At 68.5% G+C, this 17,947-nt stretch carries 14 protein-coding genes and 1 pseudogene; 2 read left to right on the top strand and 13 right to left on the bottom strand.

The genetic code is table 11. The features are described 5' to 3' along the window. The 8 genes and pseudogenes from QMZ25_RS17635 to QMZ25_RS17670 form a co-directional block, all read right to left on the bottom strand. A pseudogene (locus QMZ25_RS17635) lies at nt 1-412 on the bottom strand (energy transducer TonB); the annotation flags it as partial. After that, on the bottom strand, nt 405-1,181 hold the full coding sequence (locus QMZ25_RS17640) for a ChaN family lipoprotein (RefSeq protein WP_283220047.1): 777 nt from the start codon (nt 1,179-1,181) through the stop codon (nt 405-407). The gene QMZ25_RS17640 and the pseudogene QMZ25_RS17635, both read right to left, overlap by 8 nt. Nucleotides 1,182-1,191: 10 nt before the next feature. After that, complete coding sequence (locus tag QMZ25_RS17645; protein ID WP_283220048.1) at nt 1,192-3,663, bottom strand: TonB-dependent receptor; 2,472 nt, start codon at nt 3,661-3,663, stop codon at nt 1,192-1,194. 64 nt (nt 3,664-3,727) lie between these two features. Next, nucleotides 3,728-4,654, bottom strand: coding sequence for a FecR domain-containing protein (locus QMZ25_RS17650; protein ID WP_283220049.1), 927 nt, complete (start codon nt 4,652-4,654; stop codon nt 3,728-3,730). Continuing rightward, entirely contained in the window at nt 4,651-5,160 is a 510-nt protein-coding gene (locus QMZ25_RS17655; RefSeq protein ID WP_053517659.1) for an RNA polymerase sigma factor, read from the bottom strand. Before QMZ25_RS17655 ends, QMZ25_RS17650 begins: the two co-directional genes overlap by 4 nt. Before the next feature lie 134 nt (nt 5,161-5,294). After that, nucleotides 5,295-5,519, bottom strand: coding sequence for a hypothetical protein (locus QMZ25_RS17660; protein ID WP_053517658.1), 225 nt, complete (start codon nt 5,517-5,519; stop codon nt 5,295-5,297). Continuing rightward, nucleotides 5,516-6,217 carry a glutamine amidotransferase gene (locus QMZ25_RS17665; protein WP_065182743.1) on the bottom strand — a complete coding sequence of 234 codons (702 nt, stop codon included), beginning with the start codon at nt 6,215-6,217 and terminating at the stop codon, nt 5,516-5,518. Before QMZ25_RS17665 ends, QMZ25_RS17660 begins: the two co-directional genes overlap by 4 nt. Then, nucleotides 6,214-6,987, bottom strand: a complete 774-nt coding sequence (locus QMZ25_RS17670; RefSeq protein ID WP_283220050.1) for a YggS family pyridoxal phosphate-dependent enzyme — start codon at nt 6,985-6,987, stop codon at nt 6,214-6,216. Before QMZ25_RS17670 ends, QMZ25_RS17665 begins: the two co-directional genes overlap by 4 nt. 76 nt (nt 6,988-7,063) lie before the next feature. On the opposite strand from QMZ25_RS17670, the gene ptsJ reads away from it, so the two are divergent. After that, the gene (gene ptsJ, locus QMZ25_RS17675) at nt 7,064-8,347 is read left to right on the top strand and encodes a transcriptional regulator PtsJ (RefSeq protein WP_065182745.1); all 1,284 of its coding nucleotides are present in this window, start codon (nt 7,064-7,066) and stop codon (nt 8,345-8,347) included. 14 nt (nt 8,348-8,361) lie between these two features. On the opposite strand, the gene QMZ25_RS17680 is transcribed toward ptsJ, so the two are convergent. From QMZ25_RS17680 to QMZ25_RS17700, 5 genes are all read right to left on the bottom strand, one after another. Continuing rightward, nucleotides 8,362-8,868, bottom strand: coding sequence for a hypothetical protein (locus QMZ25_RS17680; RefSeq protein ID WP_053517653.1), 507 nt, complete (start codon nt 8,866-8,868; stop codon nt 8,362-8,364). An 81-nt stretch (nt 8,869-8,949) separates the two neighbouring features. Continuing rightward, on the bottom strand, nt 8,950-12,060 hold the full coding sequence (locus QMZ25_RS17685; protein WP_283220051.1) for an error-prone DNA polymerase: 3,111 nt from the start codon (nt 12,058-12,060) through the stop codon (nt 8,950-8,952). A 6-nt stretch (nt 12,061-12,066) separates the two neighbouring features. Then, nucleotides 12,067-13,476 carry a DNA polymerase Y family protein gene (locus QMZ25_RS17690; protein WP_065182747.1) on the bottom strand — a complete coding sequence of 470 codons (1,410 nt, stop codon included), beginning with the start codon at nt 13,474-13,476 and terminating at the stop codon, nt 12,067-12,069. Nucleotides 13,477-13,485: 9 nt separating this feature from the next. After that, nucleotides 13,486-14,100, bottom strand: coding sequence for a translesion DNA synthesis-associated protein ImuA (gene imuA, locus QMZ25_RS17695; protein WP_283220052.1), 615 nt, complete (start codon nt 14,098-14,100; stop codon nt 13,486-13,488). A 210-nt stretch (nt 14,101-14,310) separates the two neighbouring features. Further along, nucleotides 14,311-14,745 carry a glyoxalase/bleomycin resistance/dioxygenase family protein gene (locus QMZ25_RS17700; protein WP_053517644.1) on the bottom strand — a complete coding sequence of 145 codons (435 nt, stop codon included), beginning with the start codon at nt 14,743-14,745 and terminating at the stop codon, nt 14,311-14,313. A gap of 334 nt (nt 14,746-15,079) precedes the next feature. Between QMZ25_RS17700 and QMZ25_RS17705 the strand changes: the two genes are divergently transcribed. Beyond that, complete coding sequence (locus QMZ25_RS17705) at nt 15,080-17,875, top strand: glycoside hydrolase family 3 C-terminal domain-containing protein (protein WP_283220053.1); 2,796 nt, start codon at nt 15,080-15,082, stop codon at nt 17,873-17,875. Nucleotides 17,876-17,947 lie beyond the last annotated feature (72 nt).

The following is a 17,947-nucleotide window of genomic DNA, read 5'->3' on the forward strand; positions in this document are numbered from 1 at the left end:
CCGCGGGTGGGGCGTCTGGAGCAGGCGGCGCGGCCGTGAGCGATGCCGGTGCGGGACGGGCATCGGCCGCGGCCGCAGGTGGGGCGACCCGCGTGGGTTGCCGGCCGGCGCCGGCGATCTCGCTAGCGGCCAGTTCGCCTTCACGCGCGTGGGTCGGCGCGGGTGGCGGCGGCGATTTCCGTGGCTGCGCGGCGCGCGCCTGTTGCGCCTGGCTGGGCTGTTCGGCCTGGCGTTCCTCCACAGGCTGTGGCGGTGCAGCCGGCGCAAGCAGGCGCAGGCTGATGCGCACATCCTGCTCTGGCGCCGGCAGCGTAGGCGGGGCTGCCACCCAGTGCACGAGCAGCAGCAGCGGCAGCAGGTGGATCCCGACGGTGATCGCCATTGCCTGCCAGTGTTGCCTGCGTTCACTCATCTGCGATCACCCACAGCAGGTCGGCGTCGCTGGCGTCGATGGCTTCTTCCGCCGATGCCAGAGCGACCACCAGCGCAGGCGCGGATGCGGGCAGATAGCCCGGTACGCCGGTGCCGCGCAGCACATGCCAGCGGCCGGCAACCAGCAGCGCGGGTGTCTGTGCGACCGCCAGTACCTGCGCCATACGCGAATCGCGGGCCTGCTGAACGGCCAGCATGCCTTCCAGCAGCGGTGCGGCGTCGGCGTGCTGGGCCAGCACTACGTTCGACAGGCGGTGGCGTGCGCCAGGCACCGGGAAGCGCGCCGGTGCCGACGAAGCGAGCAGCGCGTCGACCTCCGCACGCGAGAGGTTGCCACCGTGCAGGGCGATGCCTGCAGCGGCGGCATCCTGCACCAGTCCGCCATAGGCCGACCACGGCCAACGGGGGTCCCAGCCCAGCAGGTCCTGCAGGTGTTGCCCGTCGGCACGGTTGCCCTTGTCCAGCCAGCGCTGCACGCGCTGCAGGCGGGGCTGGCGTTCACTGCCGATCATCTCCAGGACCAGCGCACCCTGTGGTCGCTGCTGGTGCAGGGCCTGCAACAGCCAGCGTTCGGCGGCATGGTCGGCGGCGACGTCATGGCGTTCCCCCAGCAACAGGTGCCGGGCGGCGGCGACGCGCTGCACGAACGCCGCTTCCTGCAACGGCCGGCCGCTGGCCAGGTCGATCACCGTGCCGGGCATCGACTGGGCCTGCCCGGTCGCCAGCACGGCAAGCAGGCACAGCGGCAACCAGCGTCGGCTAGAACGCCACGTTGACGCCCATCGAGACGGTGCGGCCGCGGCCGTTGCCGCGGTCCAGGATCGGGCTGAAGATGCTGTCGATCGAGGCATTGTTGTCATAGGCTTTGTTTTGCAGGTTTTCGATGTTCAGCCATACGGTGGTGCTGGCCTGTGGCTTGAAGCTGGCGTAGAAGTGCAGCAGCACACCCGTGCCGCGGGTCTTGCGGGTCTGGAAGAAGTCGTAGCCTTCCTCAGTGGGGCCGGAGTATTCGGCGCGCACGCCGGCCTGCACGCGCTGCTGCCACCAGCGACCGCCGACGTCCAGCGTCCAGTAGCGGTCGGGAAGCGCGGTGATGTCTTCCAGGTTGACGAACTCGATGGTGGGCGCGCTGGTGTGTGATCGTGTCCAGCTCAGCGTCGCGTGATAGTGCTCGCTGGCGTAGTGGGCCTCCAGCTCGATGCCACGCATGCGCACCACGCCCGGGTCGTTCATCCAGCGGGTGGTGACGCTGAAGTCGTCCACATCCAGCGCATCGGTCCAGGCCGAAAGCTGCGGGTCGCTGTCGATCGGTACCACGACGGGCTCGATTTCCGGTGGATGCACGATCAGCAGGTACTGCGGCTTGATGTAGTCGCGAATGCGGTTGTCGAAGCGGGTTACCCGCAACTGGGCCAGGTCGCCGTCGCGCAGCAGCGAGTCGGTGCTGAGATTGGCGCCGAACTGCAGGTTGCGCGAGCGTTCGCGACGCAGGAATGGATTGGCGCCTACGCCATCGGCATCGCTCATGCCTTCCAGCGGAATCTTCTCGAAGAACATCTCCTGCACGCGTGGCGGCCGCGATGTTCGCGAGGCCTCGGCGTACAGCTGCAGCCAGTCGGTTGCCTGCAACGAAACCGAGAGGCTGGGACTGAGTGCGTGTTGGCGGCGGCGGATGTCGATGCCCCCGCCGTTGATCCGGGTGCACTGGCCCGGCACATCCGAACAGGCCGGGATGTGCCCGCGGATGCCGTAGCGATCCTGGCGCAGCCCGGTGGTCAGTGCGTAGATGCCGTACTGCAGTTCGAGCGTACTGAACACGCTGTCCAGCTGGCTGCGCCCCTGCGGGTTGGCGCCGCGCAGGGTGGGCGTATCAGCAACGAAAATGTCCGACTGGTGCTTGAGGCCTGTGTTCCAGCGTGCCTGCAACGAGCCGATCTCGAAGCGGCTGGTGTTGTCGATGTTCCAGCTGCTCAGGCTGCTGTGGGTACGCCGGCCGATGTAGCTGGACACTTCCACCGGCGGATAGAACAGCCGCGTCTTGTTGGCGGCGAAGCTGGCGCGCAGATCGATCCAGGGCGTGTAGGGCGTGTAGTGATAGCTGGCGCGCTGGTTGCGTGCCGAAATCTGCCACGGGTAGTTGTGATAGAAGTCGTTCTCGTAGCGCATGTGGCTCAGGTCCAGCCGGTGCAGCTCACTGGGTTGCAGGCGGGCCTTGAGCAGCCAGCTTCTGGGGTGCTGGCTGCCCGGGTCGGCGCTGTTCTTCTGCCCGTTGGCGGTCGCGTACTCGCTGCTGCGGCTGCTGCTGGCCGCCGCAAGCAGGCCGAACTGGCGGTCACCGCCTTCCTCGCTGTGGCGCCAGGCGCCGGCGAAGGTGCGGCCAGTGCCATAGCCGTTGTCGCCGTGCCGGTAGCCGGCGCGCAGGCCCCAGTCGCGGCTCTCACCCAGCAGGTCATCGATATCCAGCGTGCGGAAGTTGGCGGTACCGGCCAGGGTGCCAGCGCCATCGCCGCCAGCGACGGCACCGCGCTGCACATCCACCCCGGCCAGCAGGAATGGATCGACATAGGCGAACGGGCCCCCGGAGCCGTGCCCGGCGTTGTTGCGGAAGGTCTGGGTGACACCGTCGATCATCGTGTTGACGCGGCCGGCGCCGGTCATGCCACGGATGTTGACCTGGAGGCCGGGCTGGCTGCGCGAGTGGAAGCTGTGCGTGCCGGGCATCGAGCGCAGCAGGCTGTTGCCATCCTGGCGTTCGGCCATCGCCACGCGTTCGCTGCCAACGGCTGGCGCGAAGCCATCGCGGGTGGCGGGGACGTACTGGCTGGCGCCGGTGCCGGGCGCATGGCCCTGCGCAGGAGTGCCCTGCACGCGCAACGGACCGGTGCGGCGGCTGCCATCGCTGGACTCGGCAGGCGCCGGCTCGAGGGTGGCACGCCTTGCATCGATGAAGCGGGGCCGCAGGCCGGTGCCGGCCAACAATTGTGACAGCGCCTGCCTGTCGTCGAAGTTGCCGCGCAGCGCGGGCGCCATCTGGCGCTGGGGCAGCGCGCCACCGATCACCAGATCGATGCCGGTGAGCCGGCTGTAGGCATCCAGTGCGCCGGCCAGCGGCTGTGCAGGCAGGTCGTAGTGGCGGGTTGCGGTCTGTGCCTGGGCGTGGCCGGACAGGAATGGAACCGGGCTGGCGCAGGCCAGCGACAAGGCCAGGACAAGGGGGCGGTGGGACAGCATCGAGGTCTCCAGGGAGTGACGCAGAGCGTCGTCAGCCTGGGAAGACGCACGGGCAGGGACGATGTCAGGGTGCATGGCCGGTGCCGTGCGTTGATGACAGCCACAGCTGCAGTCCGGGACCGATGCGCAGCACGCGGACCTGCAATTGCCGGGCGAGCTGGTCGCGGGTGCCGGTGGCGCCGGTGGCATTGCCCAGCACGGTGACCCGCTGCTGGCGCAGGCGCGCGCCCATGATCCAGGTGTGCCCACCGTCCCAGCGGTCCAGCCCCCGGGCGACATCCTCCAATGGTGCCGATACCCAGTGCAGGCGCCGCTCGCGCCAGGCGAGCACGCCTGCCGGTGCGGCCGACGGGGGGCCGGGTGTCTGGCCATCGAAGCGCAGTTGTTCGCCCTGGCTTGCCTCTCCGCTGCCGCTGCCGCTGTCCACCCGCACCTGGTGTTCGGTGACAGTCACCACGCTGCTGCCGTTCTGCACGGCGACATCGAATGCGGTGCCCAGCGCGGTGACCCTGCCATGCGGCGTGCGCACCTGGAACGGCCGGTCGGCATCGGCGGCAACCTGGAACCAGGCCTGTCCCTTCTTGAGCTGCAGCTGCCGGCGCTGCCCGCCGATGCGCACGCGCACCTCGCTGCCCGGAGACAGCACGACGCGCGAACCGTCCTGCAAGGGTGTCTCGCGGATCTCGCCGACGGTGGTGCGCAGCACCAGTTCTGGCGGCGGTGCGTCCTGGCGGAGCGACAGGCCCAGCACGCACAGCAGCAGGGCGCCGATGCCCGCCTCGCGCAGGGCGCGCCGGCGGTGACGCTGCTGCTGGCGTTGCAGGCTGGGCAGGCCGGCACCGGCCTGCCACAGCTGCTGCAGGTGCAGGTACTGTGCTGCATGGCGCGGGTCTGCCTGATACCAGTGGGCGAACGCGCGCTCGTCGCGCGTACCGTCATGGCCGTCGAGCCACCAGCGTGCGGCTTCGCGTGCGATCGTGTCCTGGCTCATGGGCCGGGCACCTGTTGCAGCGCGACCAGCGCGCGCAGCAGGTGTCCATGCACGGTCTGCCGGCTGATGCCGAGCTGGCGACCGATTTCGGCCAAGGCCATCTGTTCGACCCGGGCCAGCAGGAACACCTGCCGCGAGCGCGGCGGCAGGGCGGCGATGATCGCGTCCAGGTGACGCAGTTGTTCGAGATCGAGCAGGCGTTGTTCCGGCAGGGGCGCCGGATCGGCGAGGGTGGTCAGAGATGCTTCGTCCAGCGGGTCTTCCCGGCGGCGCTGGCGTTGCCGGTAATGGTCGGCGATCAGGTTGTGGGCGACGCGGTACAGGTAGGCGCGGCCATTGCTGAGCAGGCCACTGGCGGCGACCTTGACGACACGCAGCCAGGTCTCCTGGACGACGTCATCGGCATCGCTGCGTTGCGGGAGTTTGCGGCGGACGTGGGCGTGCAGCGGCCGGTAATGGGCGGCGCACAGATGCGCGACATCCGTCGGTTCGACAGGCGTGGACACGGGGCGGGCTACAACTGGGAAAGGGAACAGCCCGCGGCGGCAAGGGCAGCGCCTGCACCTTACAGTAAAAGAGAATCATTTGCATCCATGGTGACGGTGCATCGAAGGCGAGCGGGCCGGCAGCGCGCTCTGCGTCAGAGGTCGCGGTACTGGATCTGTGCAGCGAGCACACGCAGGCCTTCGGCATTGCTGGACAGGATGCGTTCCTCGCCAATGCCCTTCTGGCGTTGCAGCTGGAATCCCGCTGCGTTGGGCAGGTGCGCGGCGATGGTCTCCAGGCGTTGCAGCGCATCGGCCCCTTGGCAGTCGAAATGACCCCAGTAGGCGCCGTGACGGTGGACCAGCAGGCGGTAGTTCATCGTGCGTTCTCCGGTAGTTCCTGCAGCCAGTGGTTGAACATCGCAGTCGCGGCTGCGGCCAGCGGGGCGCCATAGCGGCGTGCCTGCGCGCGAAGATCGTTCGGGTCGATGCCCGCCTGGGCCAGCTCGAGCGCGTGGCCGATCAGCCAGCGTTCGAACTGCCGCGCGTCCAGTTCCGGGTGGCACTGCAGGGCCAGTGCATGCTTCCCGATGGAAAAGGCCTGGTGGCGGCAGGCGGGTGTGCTGGCAAGACGGTGCGCACCGTCCGGGAGTTCGAAGGCTTCGCCATGCCAATGCAGCACAGGAATGCCCTGCAATGCCAGCAGGGGAGAACGCTGGCCCTCGTCGGTCAGCAGCAGTGGCGCGAATCCGATTTCCTTGCCTCCGCTGGGCGCCACCTCCGCCCCCAGCGCACGTGCCATAAGCTGCGCACCCAGGCAGATGCCGAGGGTCGGCCGCTGCAGGTGCAGGCGCCGTTGCAGCAGCGCGATGCTGTCAGCCAGGAAGGGGTAGAGCAGGCCATCGTTGACGCTGACCGGGCCTCCCAGTACGACCAGCAGATCAGCCGCTTCGGCCGCGTCAAGCGCATCGATGCCGGCCTGCAGCACGTGCAGCTGCCAGCCCTGGGCCAACAGCAGCGGCTGCAGCGTGCCGAGGTCTTCGAAGGCGATGTGTTGCAGGACGACTGCGTGCTTCATGCGGCCCCTCCACGGGTGGGCCAGTAGGCGCTGTCCGGTGTCGCGCGTGCTCCGAAGATGGCCTGGCCGACGCGGACCACGGTGGCGCCCTCCTCGATGGCGACCTCGAAGTCGCCGGACATGCCCATCGACAGCTGCGACAGGTCGATGCCGGTCGGCGCGCTGCGCTGCAGCTGGTCGCGCAGCGTGCGCAGGCGGACGAAGCAGGCGCGTACGCGTTCCACCTCCGGAGTGAAGATGGCCAGGGTCATCAATCCGCGTACGCGCAGGCGGTCGAACATGGGCAGCTGCTGCACGAAAGCGTCGACGGCGCCGGGCTCCAGGCCGTACTTGCTGGGTTCGGCGGAGGTGTTGACCTGCACGAACACGTCCAGAGTGCGGTCCTCAAGCAGCAGGCGCTGCTGCAGCGCTTCGGCCACGCGCAGGCTGTCCAGCGCCTGGAATTCACTGGCGAAGTGCGCCACATGGCGGGCCTTGTTGGTCTGCAGGTGGCCGATCACCGACCAGCGCACGCCAAGGTCGGCCATCGACTCGGCCTTGCGCTGTGCCTCCTGCACCTTGTTCTCACCCAGCTCATGGCAGCCGGCAGCCACGGCCATGCGGATGCGCGCCTCATCCACGGTCTTGCTGACCGGCAGCAGGCGCACGCTCTGCGGGTCGCGGCCCGCGCGGGCACAGGCCCGCGCGATGCGCTGGCGCACCGTGAGCAGGTTGCGGGCGATCTGTTCGACGGACTGGGCGACAGGCCAGTCGGCGGCGGCAAGGGGCATGCGTGCACCTCCAATGCAGGGTGGCCAGGGTGGGATACACTGGCACAGGACAAGATTTATTTTGGCATAGGACAAAATGAAAATCACCGGGCACAGTGCCGAATCGATCTTCGACAGCATCCGCGAGGGCATCGGCGACGGGCGGCTGACCGCCGGCAGCGTGCTGCCGCCGGTACGCGAGCTGGCCGAGCGGCTGGGCGTCAACCGCAACACGGTGGCGGCCGCGTACAAGCGGCTGGACGCGGCGGGCCTGGCCAGTACGGGGGGGCGGCGCGGTACCACGGTGCGTGGCGTGCCGGCCCCCGTCGCGCGCGAAGGCAGTCCGCCGGGGCTGGCGCTGAACGATCTGGCAGGTGGCAATCCGGACCCACGGCTGTTGCCGAGCCTGCGCCTGGCACCGGCGCCACCTCGGCTGTATGGCGTGGGTACGGTCGACCCGCGCATGCAGCGGCTGGCACGTGCGTCGCTGGATGCCGATTGTCCGCAGGGCTACGCCCTGGAGCTGAGCCACGGTGCGGTCGATGGCATCGAACGCCTGCTGGCTGCCTGGCTGCTGCCCGGTGACCGCATCGCTGTGGAGGATCCCTGCTTCCTTGGCAGCCTCAACGTGCTCAATGCCGCTGGCCACACGCCGCTGCCCGTGGCGGTGGACACGCATGGGATGCAGGTGGCGTCGCTGCGGCGGGCGCTGGAGGCTGGCGCACGCGCGGTACTGCTGACGCCGCGCGCACACAATCCTACCGGCGCCAGCCTGGATGCGAAGCGGGCGCGGGCACTGCGCCAGCTGCTGGCCGGCTACCCGCAGGTGGCAGTGCTGATCGACGATCATTACGCGTTGCTCTCGCAGCAGGCCTACCACTCGGTGCTGCCCGTCGATGGCCGGCGCTGGGCACTGCTGCGCTCGCTGTCCAAGCCGTTGGGCCCGGATCTGCGCCTGGCGTGGCTGGCCTGCGATGAGGAAACCGCAGTACGGCTGCGCCTGCGGCTGGCAGCGGGAACCGGCTGGGTCAGCCACCTGCTGCAGGACGCGGCGGTCTCGGTGCTGGAATCAGCCCCGCAGCGGGCGAAGATCGCTTCGGCCGGCGTGCGTTACCAGCAGCGGTTGCAGTCGCTGCAGATGCTGCTGCAGGCGCGGGGCGTGCAGCAGGCCGTGCCGATGGAGGGGTTGAACCTGTGGTTGCCGCTGCAGGATGACAGCCGCCCGCAGGTACTGGCGCTGGCCGCCCGCGGCTGGCATGTGCGTGCCGGCGAAGTGTTCGCGGTTTCCGCCCCCGGTCATGGCCTGCGCATCACCTGTGCGGCGCTGGGAACACCGCAGCAGCGACAGCTGGCCGATGACCTGGCGGCCGTGCTGGGATGATGAACCCGCGTCCTTCAGGGCGCGGCACTGACGCCGGGGCGCACGTAGTAGGACTGTCCGCTGTCATCTACGAACATCAACTCCGGCTTGCCCTGCCAGGAGGTGAGCATCGCGCCGGTGTTGTTCTGGTGTTTGACCATCAGGCTGGCGCCGCGGTCGGGGTTGGCGACCACCTTGAACACTTCGGTGGTGCCGGCTGCATCGTCAAGCGTCAGCAGGGCTTCGCCACCGTGGTCGGTCGTGCCGTAGCCGCCGCGTTCGGAGCCGTCCGGACCCAGCAGAACCAGGCCGGACAGGGCGCTGGCACGTGTTCCCTGCACCTGGCCGCGACTGCGCGGGTCGGGCACCGGGGCGCCCAGGATCACCCGCGCCTGACCGGCGCCATCGTGGATGACCAGGCCCCGGGCTTCGATCACCCGCTGCGGCGATTGGCTGCGATGCAGGCTCCAGGCAGTCCAGCCGGAAACGAGCAGGGCGAGGGTGGAGACCAGCAGCGTGGTCAGCGTGAGTGCACGGGGCATCGGATCGTCCTTCCTTGGATGTGCCGACGATAACGGAAGCGGGCCGCCCATGACCAGTTCGCTGTGTGATGCGGTGTGTCCTCAGTGGAAGTCGCGGCTTCGGCTGCGCAGGCCCTGCAGCAGTTCATCCAGGCAGTGCATGCGTTGCACGATCACATGCTGCACGCCATCGACACGCTCCAGGCGGCCGTCGATCTGCATCAACTGGGTATCGACCAGTACACGGTGCTGCCGGTCGGCCAGGTGCCGCCAGACCACGGCATTGACCATGCCGGTTTCATCTTCCAGGGTAAGGAAGGTGACGCCGCTGGCGGTCTGGGGACGCTGGCGCATGCGTACCAGCCCGGCGATGCGTACGCGGCGGCCATGGCCGTGGCTGGCCAGTTGTGCGGCGTCGAGGCAGCCGCGGCTGCGCAGCTGCGTGCGCAGGAATGACATGGGATGGCGACCCAGGGTAGTGCCGATGCTGCGGTAGTCGGCCTGCATGTCTTCCCACGCACTGGGCAACGGCAATGGCACGCGTGCTTCAGCGGTGGTGCGGGCCTGATCGAACAGCGGCAGGCGGTTTTCCACGCCGGAGACATCCCAGCGCGCACGATGACGATGCCCGCTGAGGCCGCGCAGCGCGCCGGCATCGGCCAGCAGGCCCTGATGGCGCCGGTCCAGGACGGTGCGCTGGCACAGATCGCCGACATCGTCGAATGGCCGTCGCGCGCGTTCGCGCATGATGGCCTGTGCCACCTGTTCGTTGCAGCCATCGACCAGGCGCAGGCCCAGCCGGATCGCCGCGGGACCCCTGCTGAAATCCAGCGTGCAGTCCCAGTCGCTGTGGCGCACGTCCACCGGCAGCACGATGATGCCGTGCCGGCGCGCATCCTGCAGCAGCTGGTCGGGGCTGTAGAACCCCAGTGGCTGGCTGTTGATCAGGCTGGCGGTGAACGCGGCCGGATGATGGCACTTCAGCCAGCAGCTGTTATAGGTCAGCAGGGCGAAGCTGGCGGCGTGGCTTTCCGGGAAGCCGTAATCGCCGAAGCCCTTGATCTGCTCGAACAGGTGCTCGCCGTATTCGCGACTGAAGCCGTTCTCCAGCATGCCGGCCAACAGCTTCTCGCGATGCGGCTCCAGCCCGCCGCGGCGCTTCCAGGCCGCCATCGAACGGCGCAGGGCATCGGCCTCGCCCGGGGTATAACCGGCCGCATCCACCGCCAGCTGCATCACCTGTTCCTGGAACAATGGCACGCCCAGCGTACGTGCGAACACGCGTTCCAGCCGCGGTGGGTAGAGCGGATTGTGTGGATCGTTCAGTGCATCAGGGCCGTGCTCGCGCAGGATCCGCCGCCGCTCCAGATAGGGATGCACCATGTCGCCCTGGATCGGACCGGGTCGCACGATCGCGACTTCGATCACCAGGTCATAGAACGTGCGCGGCTGCATGCGCGGCAGCATCGCCATCTGCGCGCGCGATTCGATCTGGAACACGCCGATGGTGTCGGCGGCGCAGATCATGTCGAAGGTCTTCGCATCCTTGGGCGGGATCGCATCCATGCGTCCTTCGTGCAGGCCATGCTGCTTCAGCATTGCCAGGCATTTGCGGATGGCGGTGAGCATGCCCAGCGCCAGGCAGTCGACCTTCATCAGGCCTGTGGCATCCAGATCGTCCTTGTCCCACTGGATGACGGTGCGGTCGGCCATCGCTGCGTTCTCCACCGGCACCAGCGTCGACAGCGGGTGTTCGGAAATCACGAAACCGCCCGGATGCTGCGACAGGTGGCGCGGGAAGTCGATCAGCTCGGCGGTCAATGACAGCAGTCGCCGCATCAGCGGCGTCTCCGGGTCGAAGCCGCGCTCGCGCAGGGTTTCCGGTAGCGGAATGTTGCCACCCCAATGGTCCATCGCCGCGCCCAGTTCATTGACCTGGTCCATCGGCAGTCCCAGCGCGCGGGCGACATCACGGATCGCACTGCGGCCGCGATAGCTGATCGCCACCGCCGTCAACGCGGCGCGTTCGCGGCCATAGCGCTTGAACACGTACTGCAGGACTTCCTCGCGCCGTTCATGCTCGAAATCGATATCGATATCCGGTGGTTCATTCCGCTCGGCGGAGATGAAGCGCTCGAACAGCAGATTGCTGCGCGCGGGGTCGATCTCGGTCACGCCCAGTACGAAGCACACCGTTGAATTGGCGGCCGAGCCGCGGCCCTGGCAGAGGATGTCCTGGCTGCGGGCGAAGCGCACGATGTCGTGCACGGTGAGGAAGTAGGAGGCATAGTTCTTCTTCTTGATCAATGCCAGCTCGTGCTCGATCTGCCTGCGCTGTGGTTCCTGGATGCCCTCCGGCCAGCGCCAGGGAATCTTTTCTTCCACCAGCTCGCGCAACCAGCTGTCCGGGTCATGACCTTCCGGCACCAGTTCACGCGGGTAGGTGTACTTCAACTGGTCCAGGGTGAAGTGGCAGCGCTCGGCGATGCGCACGGTCTCGGCCAGCAGTGCAGGGGGGTACAACCGGGCCAGCGCGGTGCGCGGGCGCAGATGGCGTTCGCCATTGGGGAACAGGCGCCAGCCGGCTTCGGCCACGCTGCAGCGGTGACGGATCGCGGTCAGCGTGTCCTGCAGCGCGCGGCGGCGGCGCACATGCATGTGCACATCGCCGCTGGCGACCAGCGGCAGGCCGTGGCGTTCGCCGAACGCCTGCAGCTGCTGCAGGCGGCGCGCGTCGTCGTGCTCATGATGCAGTTCCACCGCCAGCCACAGGCGGTCCTTGAAGGCTGCGCGCAGCAGTGGCAGATCGGTGGCGGCGGGCTGCCGGTCCAGCCACAGGCACAACAGGCCGTCGGGCAGGCCGGACAGGTCATCGCGCAGGCAGCGGTACTCGCCCTTGCCGGCCCGCCGCCGGCAGGTGGTGATCAACTGGCACAACCCGGCGTAGGCAGCCTGGTCGGTGCACAGCAGCGCCAGCTTCGGTCCCTCTTCGACCTGGAACTCGGCACCGACGATGAGCGCCACGCCCTGTGTCTTCGCTGCCTGCCAGGCGCGCACGATGCCAGCCAGCGAACACTCGTCAGTGATCGCCAGCGCGCGGTAGTCCTGGCCGCGGGCACGTGCGAACAGTTCCTCGGCGGTGGAGGCACCGCGCTGGAAGCTGAAGGCCGACAGGCAGTGCAGTTCGGCATAGCCGGGCAGTTCATCATGCATGGTGGTTCAGCCGAACCAGCCGTGCAGCATCCACGGTGCATGTGGATCATTGCGCTCGCGGAAGGCCCAGCCGCGCTGGCCGTGTGCGGTTTCCACCACGTAGTAGTCACGGCGCGCATCGGCGTGGTCCCACCAGCCTGATTCGATCCGCTCCGGCCCGGTGACGATGCGCAGCCGCGGGTCACGCAGCACCTGTGGTGTGTCCAGCAACCAGCCGGGGCGCAGCGGCCAGTACGCCGGTGGCCTGGCGGGTGCCTGGGTGCCACTGGCGCGTTCGGGGCGATGGTCGGCCTGCACGGCAAGGGGCTGCACGGCGTCATCGCCGAGCCGTGCACGCAGGCGCTCGCGCAGCTGGGTCCACGGCATCGCCTGTGCCGGGCGGGTGTCGAACAGATCGCGTGCGGCGGGCACGAAGGGTGGCAGCTGTTCGGCCTGCAGGCGCAGGGCCCGGCTGCCCGCCGGCAGCGGGAAAGCCTCCAGGCGGTTACGGGCGATCTCGAACAGCAGCGCGGCATCGCGCTCGGGTGCGAGCAGGCCGATGGTCAGCACGCTGGCAGGCAGCAGGTCGTGTTCGAAATGCAGGTCGAAACGCTGCACGCCGCCATCGCGCGAGCACAGGAAGGCCGCCAGATCCAGCAGCAGGCGTCGCAGCGGAAACAGCAGGGCCTGGCTGGATTCGATCTCGTACTCGAATTCGATGCGTGCGTCGAAACGGTCTGGTGGCTGGTAGTAGCGCAGGGGTGCGGTGGGCAGGCCACGCAGCGCGTCCAGCTGCTGCAGCACGTCCGGCGCGAAGCGACGCGCCAGGCTTTCGCGCGGCAGGTCGAACACTGCCCCCAGCGTACGCAGCCCGGAGCGGCCAAGCACGGTCACCGCATCGGCCGGCAACCCGCTGCGCGGCAAGGGCAGCTGCGCCAACAGGGCTGGCAACTGTCCTGCATCGATACCGAGGCCATCATGCACGTTGGCCAGCACCCGTGCGGCATGGGGATTGGGCGCCGCGACCAGGCGGTGACGGAATCCAAGTTCATGCAGGCCATCACGCAGGCGCCGCTCGATCGCCAGCCAATCGCCGAACAGGGCACGGCTGGCACCGATCTCCAGGACCAGGGCATGGGGAAAGTCGAGGCTGACCTGCGAACTGAAGCCGTACAGCCAGCTGGCCAGCAACTGGCGGGTGTGCAGCTCGGTGGCCGGATCGTAGTCATGCAGCTGCAGGTCCTGCACCAGTACCTGTGCGGCCGACAGCAGCATGCCCGGACGCAGGCCGGCTGCACGCGCAGCAGGGCTGACGGCGCGCAGCACGCGACGCTGCGCCGGCCCCTGCAGCAGCACCAGTGGCCGCTGCGGATCCGCTTGCAGGCGCAGCACGCAATCCAGCGCCAGCTGCGGCAACAACAGGCAGGCCCAGTCCATGCGGCCGCCTCAGTGGGCGATGGCCAGTGGCAGCGGCTGTGCCGGCGGCAATCCGCCACGGCACTTCAGGACCCGGACCTGGCCGTGGTCGAGCTGCAGGCGCAGGCTGGCCGGGGACGGGTTGCGGGCTGCACGCGCCTCGCGGAACACGAAGCCCAGGCACTGGCCACTGTCGGCGGCTACCTGCAGGCGGCGCAGGGCGCGGTCGTCGGCCTGCTGTGGCCAGCACAGCACTGCCGCGCAGGCCGCCGAGCGCAGGCATTGTTCGGTGGCCCACAGCGCCTGCTTCGGCCCGGCCTGGATGATCTGCAGCTGCTCCAGATCCAGCCCGGCCGCGGCCCAGGCCGGCGCATGCGGCCGGTAAGGCGGCGCGACCAGCACGATCGGCCGCTCGCGGCGGCTCAGCTTTGCCAATGCCGGCCAGACCAGCGCCAGTTCGCCTACACCCGGCGCGCCCTGCAGCACCTCGCACAGCCCGCTGGCCGGCCATCCCCCCCCGGGCAGGCGTGCATCCAGGGCGGGGTGGCCACTGGCCAGATGGTCGCTGGCCGGGCCGTGCCGCGCCGGACCGCGCCATAGCTGGCGACCGTCCAGGAGACGGTCGAGGGCAATGACCGCACCCATCAGCCCACCGTCCGGAAACGCGTGGGGGCTGGCTGAGAGCGACAATAGTTGTCGGAAACGGCTGGCATGGAGCGAGTATCGACAGGCCGGTATCAAGGGCTGAGACCGGACATGCTACTCGCCTCGTGAGTAGAATTACTAATGAATTCGGGAGCCGCGTTTCAGGTTGCTGAAGAGCGGGCGCGGTTCATCGATCAACGTGCCCCGCACTCACCGCCCCTGCGGATCCGGGCGATGGTGCACGTACTCGACCACGGTGCCATCGGGATGGACTGCATTGAACGCCGCACCGGTCGGGACGATCTGCAGCGGGAAGATGATCTCGGCCCCGGCAGCGATCAGTTTGTCGTGATAGGGCCGGACATCGTCGACCAGCAGGGTGCCCGTGGTCGAGGTGAAGGGTGCCAGTGCGGTCTCGCTGCCTTCGATCAACAGGAAGGCACCGACCATGGCCAGGCGCAGTCCTGCATCGGGAAACGGAAACCCGGCATCGGCGACCACACCCTGCAGCTGCTCGTAGAACGCCACACTGCGCTCCAGTTCGCCGGGAGCGACGAATACGCGGATCAGCACGCGCGGGCTGCGTTGGCTGGAGGTGTCACAGCGGTCGCGCCAGAGATGGTCGAAGTCGCGATGTACGTTCATGGGCGTGATCCGTGGCCAGGGGCTTCCATTATCGGCAGCGCCGCGCACCCCACTGATGACCGCCGGTGATGGACTGATAACCGGCGTGCAGGGGTTGGCCTGTGCCTTAGGTCCTGTTGACAGGCATGAACGCCCTCGCACAATCTTCACAGGTTGGGCCACGTGCGTGGCCCGGGCAGGCAGGTTGTCACGCCGGGAGGAGGGTCCCGCGCGCAGACCGGTCCGCCCTCCGGCCTGAGGTGTTGCCCGGCAACGCCTGTACGGCATGAACGCTGCACCCTTCGGCGGCATTTTCCCTGGACCGATTGCCTTGGCAACGGAATTACGCCCGTCGATGAAAACGTTTACAAAGCCGCTTGCCCTGTCCCTCGCCGTGTCCGCCGCCGTCATCGCGCCGGCGTGGGCCGATCCCGCCGCGTTCACCGTGTTGACCCTGGAGCAGGCGCCGCCGGCCGAAGCGATGCCGGCCCTGGCCACCCAGCTTGGATCCCTGCAGGTGGATGCCGTGAGTGTGCGGCAGGTGCAGCGCAGCATCGACCAGGTCGATCCGCTGCAGCTGCTGGCTGATGGCCTGGGCTACGAATACCGCTTCATCGCCGCCGGGAAGGACGATGGTCGGACCCAGCGCGGTCAGGCCGTGCTGACCCGGTTGCCGATCGCGGCGGAATCCGGCCCGGACCAGCCGGGGCTGAACTACCTGCGCCTGGATGACGGTCGCCACACCGTTGCGGTCTACACCGATGCCGGCGCGGGTGCCCTGCAGTTGCCGGCCCTGGTGTCGCGTTCGCGGCTGGGTGCGCCGGCGGTGCTGCTCGGCGCTGTTGCTGGCGATTCCGCCAAGGCTGCCGGTTTCGATCCGGCGCGGGTGGTCCCGGAAGCCGATGCCAGCTACTTCAGCGATGGCTTCCAGGCCGCCAGCAGTGCGCCGTTCAAGGTTGAGGGCAGCGCCCTGCGCGCGACCCTGCTGACCCTGGCCTATGCCGCCGACAAGGGGGGCGATGCGCCGTGGATGGACACCACCCTCAACGCCGACGCCCGCGCTGCGCTGCTGCTGAAGGCGATGACCGAGGATGAGAAATTCCAGATGCTGCACAGCTACTTCGGGCTGGGCAAGGACGGCGGCCCGCTGCCGGACGGCGCGGTCGGTTCGGCCGGTTTCGTGCCGGGCGTGCCGCGCCTGGGCATTCCCTCGCAGCAGTCGGCCGACGCCGGCGTCGGTGTGACCAACCCCGGCGGCATCCGGCCCGGCGACTTCGCCACCGCCATGCCCTCCGGCCCGTCCACCGCATCGAGCTGGAACCGCGAAGTGGCTTTCGCAGGCGGCGCGACGATGGGCCGCGAGGCCTGGCAGCAGCGTTTCAACATCCTGCTTTCCGGCAGCGTCAACCTGCAGCGCGATCCGCGCAACGGCCGCAACTTCGAGTACGCCGGCGAAGATCCGCTGCTGGCAGGCTCGATGGTCGGCGCGTTGATCCAGGGCGTGCAGAGCCAGCACGTGATCTCCTCGATGAAGCACTTCGCGCTGAACGACATGGAGACCCGCCGCAACTTCCATGACGTACGCATCGGCGAACAGGCCATGCACGAGTCCGACCTGCTGGCCTTCGAGATCGCGCTGGAGACCGGCCGCCCGGGCGTGGCGATGTGCTCGTACAACAAGATCAACGGCACCTACGGCTGCGAGAACGGCTACCTGATGAACCAGGTGCTGAAGCAGGAATGGAAGTTCCCTGGTTTCGTGATGTCCGACTGGGGTGGCGTGCACAGTGGCTCAAAGGCGGCGCTGGCCGGCCTGGACCAGCAGTCGGCCGGTGAAGTGTTCGACGCGGCGGTGTTCTTCGACGAGCCGCTGCGCCTGGCCGTGCACGGCGGCGTGGTGTCGCAGGCGCGCCTGAACGACATGGTGGCGCGCATCCTGCGCACGATGTTCCTGCACGGCAACTTCGACAACCCGCCGCAGCACCAGAAGGTTGATGCCGAGGCCGGTTTTGCCGTGGCACAGCGCACGGTGGAAGAGGGCAGCGTGCTGCTGCGCAATGAAGGCAACCTGTTGCCGCTGGCCGACAGCGTGAAGCGCATCGTCATCATCGGCGGCCATGCCGACAAGGGCGTGATCGGTGGTGGCGGTTCGTCGATGGTGGGCGTGACCGCCAAGGGCACCAACGCGGTGCCGGGCGTGATGCCGACCACCTGGCCGGGCCCGGTGATGTTCCATCCGTCCTCGCCGCTGGAAGCGCTGCGTGCAGCGCGCCCGGACGCCACCATCGCGTATGTGGACGGCAACAATGCCGCGGCTGCAGCCAAGGCCGCCGCACAGGCGGATGTCGCCATCGTGTTCGCCACGCAGTGGGCCGCCGAATCGGTGGATCTGCCGGACATGCAGCTGCCGGACAATCAGGATGCGCTGATTTCGGCGGTGGCCAAGGCCAACCCGAAGACCGTGCTGGTGCTGGAAACCAACGGCCCGGTGCGCACGCCGTGGCTGGCGCAGGTGCCGGCGATGCTGCAGGCCTGGTATCCCGGCATCCGCGGTGGCGAGGGCATCGCCGCACTGCTGACCGGCCAGGCCAATCCGTCCGGCCGCCTGCCGGTGACCTGGGTGACGGACGAGTCGCAGCTGCCGCGCCCGCATATCGATGGCCTGGGCTTCAAGCCGGCCAAACCGTTCGGTGATGTGTTCGATTTCGATATCGAAGGCGCCAACGTCGGCTACAAGTGGATGGCCGCCAAGGGCCTGACTCCGACCTTCGCCTTCGGCCATGGCCTGTCCTACACCTCCTTTGCCTACGACAACCTGAAGGTGAGCGTGGAAGGTTCGCGCCTGGTCGCCAGCGTGGACATCCGCAACACCGGCAAGCGCGCCGGTGCCGATGTGGCCCAGCTGTACCTGAAGCTGCCGGCGGGCAGCAGCACGCCGATCCGGCTGATCGGCTACGACAAGGTGCAGTTGCAGCCGGGTGAGCAGCGCCGCATCCGTATCGAAGCCGAGCCGAAGACCCTGGCCCACTACGATGCGCAGGCCCGCCAGTGGAAGATTGAAGGTGGCACCTACCAGGTGCAGCTGTCGCGCAATGCCGCCGAACCGCTGCAGAGCGCGGACGTGCAGCTGGTGGAGCAGGTGCTGCGCTGACACCGCGTGGTACTCACGCTTGCAGACACGGCCCCGCAAGGGGCCGTGTCTGTTTGCGGCCTGCCGCGGCGC

It is taken from the genome of Stenotrophomonas sp. RS-48 (assembly GCF_030053245.1).
GTDB classification, from domain to species: Bacteria; Pseudomonadota; Gammaproteobacteria; order Xanthomonadales; family Xanthomonadaceae; genus Stenotrophomonas; species Stenotrophomonas maltophilia_P.

Excerpts from the sequence above, each read along its gene's own strand:
- QMZ25_RS17645 (WP_283220048.1), bottom strand. The coding sequence starts at position 3,663 with ATGCTGTCCCACCGCCCCCTTGTCCTGGCCTTGTCGCTGGCCTGCGCC.
- QMZ25_RS17650 (WP_283220049.1), bottom strand. The coding sequence starts at position 4,654 with ATGAGCCAGGACACGATCGCACGCGAAGCCGCACGCTGGTGGCTCGAC.
- QMZ25_RS17660 (WP_053517658.1), bottom strand. The coding sequence starts at position 5,519 with ATGAACTACCGCCTGCTGGTCCACCGTCACGGCGCCTACTGGGGTCAT.
- QMZ25_RS17665 (WP_065182743.1), bottom strand. The coding sequence starts at position 6,217 with ATGAAGCACGCAGTCGTCCTGCAACACATCGCCTTCGAAGACCTCGGC.
- QMZ25_RS17670 (WP_283220050.1), bottom strand. The coding sequence starts at position 6,987 with ATGCCCCTTGCCGCCGCCGACTGGCCTGTCGCCCAGTCCGTCGAACAG.
- ptsJ (WP_065182745.1), top strand. The coding sequence starts at position 7,064 with ATGAAAATCACCGGGCACAGTGCCGAATCGATCTTCGACAGCATCCGC.
- QMZ25_RS17680 (WP_053517653.1), bottom strand. The coding sequence starts at position 8,868 with ATGCCCCGTGCACTCACGCTGACCACGCTGCTGGTCTCCACCCTCGCC.
- QMZ25_RS17685 (WP_283220051.1), bottom strand. The coding sequence starts at position 12,060 with ATGCATGATGAACTGCCCGGCTATGCCGAACTGCACTGCCTGTCGGCC.
- QMZ25_RS17690 (WP_065182747.1), bottom strand. The coding sequence starts at position 13,476 with ATGGACTGGGCCTGCCTGTTGTTGCCGCAGCTGGCGCTGGATTGCGTG.
- imuA (WP_283220052.1), bottom strand. The coding sequence starts at position 14,100 with ATGGGTGCGGTCATTGCCCTCGACCGTCTCCTGGACGGTCGCCAGCTA.
- QMZ25_RS17700 (WP_053517644.1), bottom strand. The coding sequence starts at position 14,745 with ATGAACGTACATCGCGACTTCGACCATCTCTGGCGCGACCGCTGTGAC.
- QMZ25_RS17705 (WP_283220053.1), top strand. The coding sequence starts at position 15,080 with ATGAAAACGTTTACAAAGCCGCTTGCCCTGTCCCTCGCCGTGTCCGCC.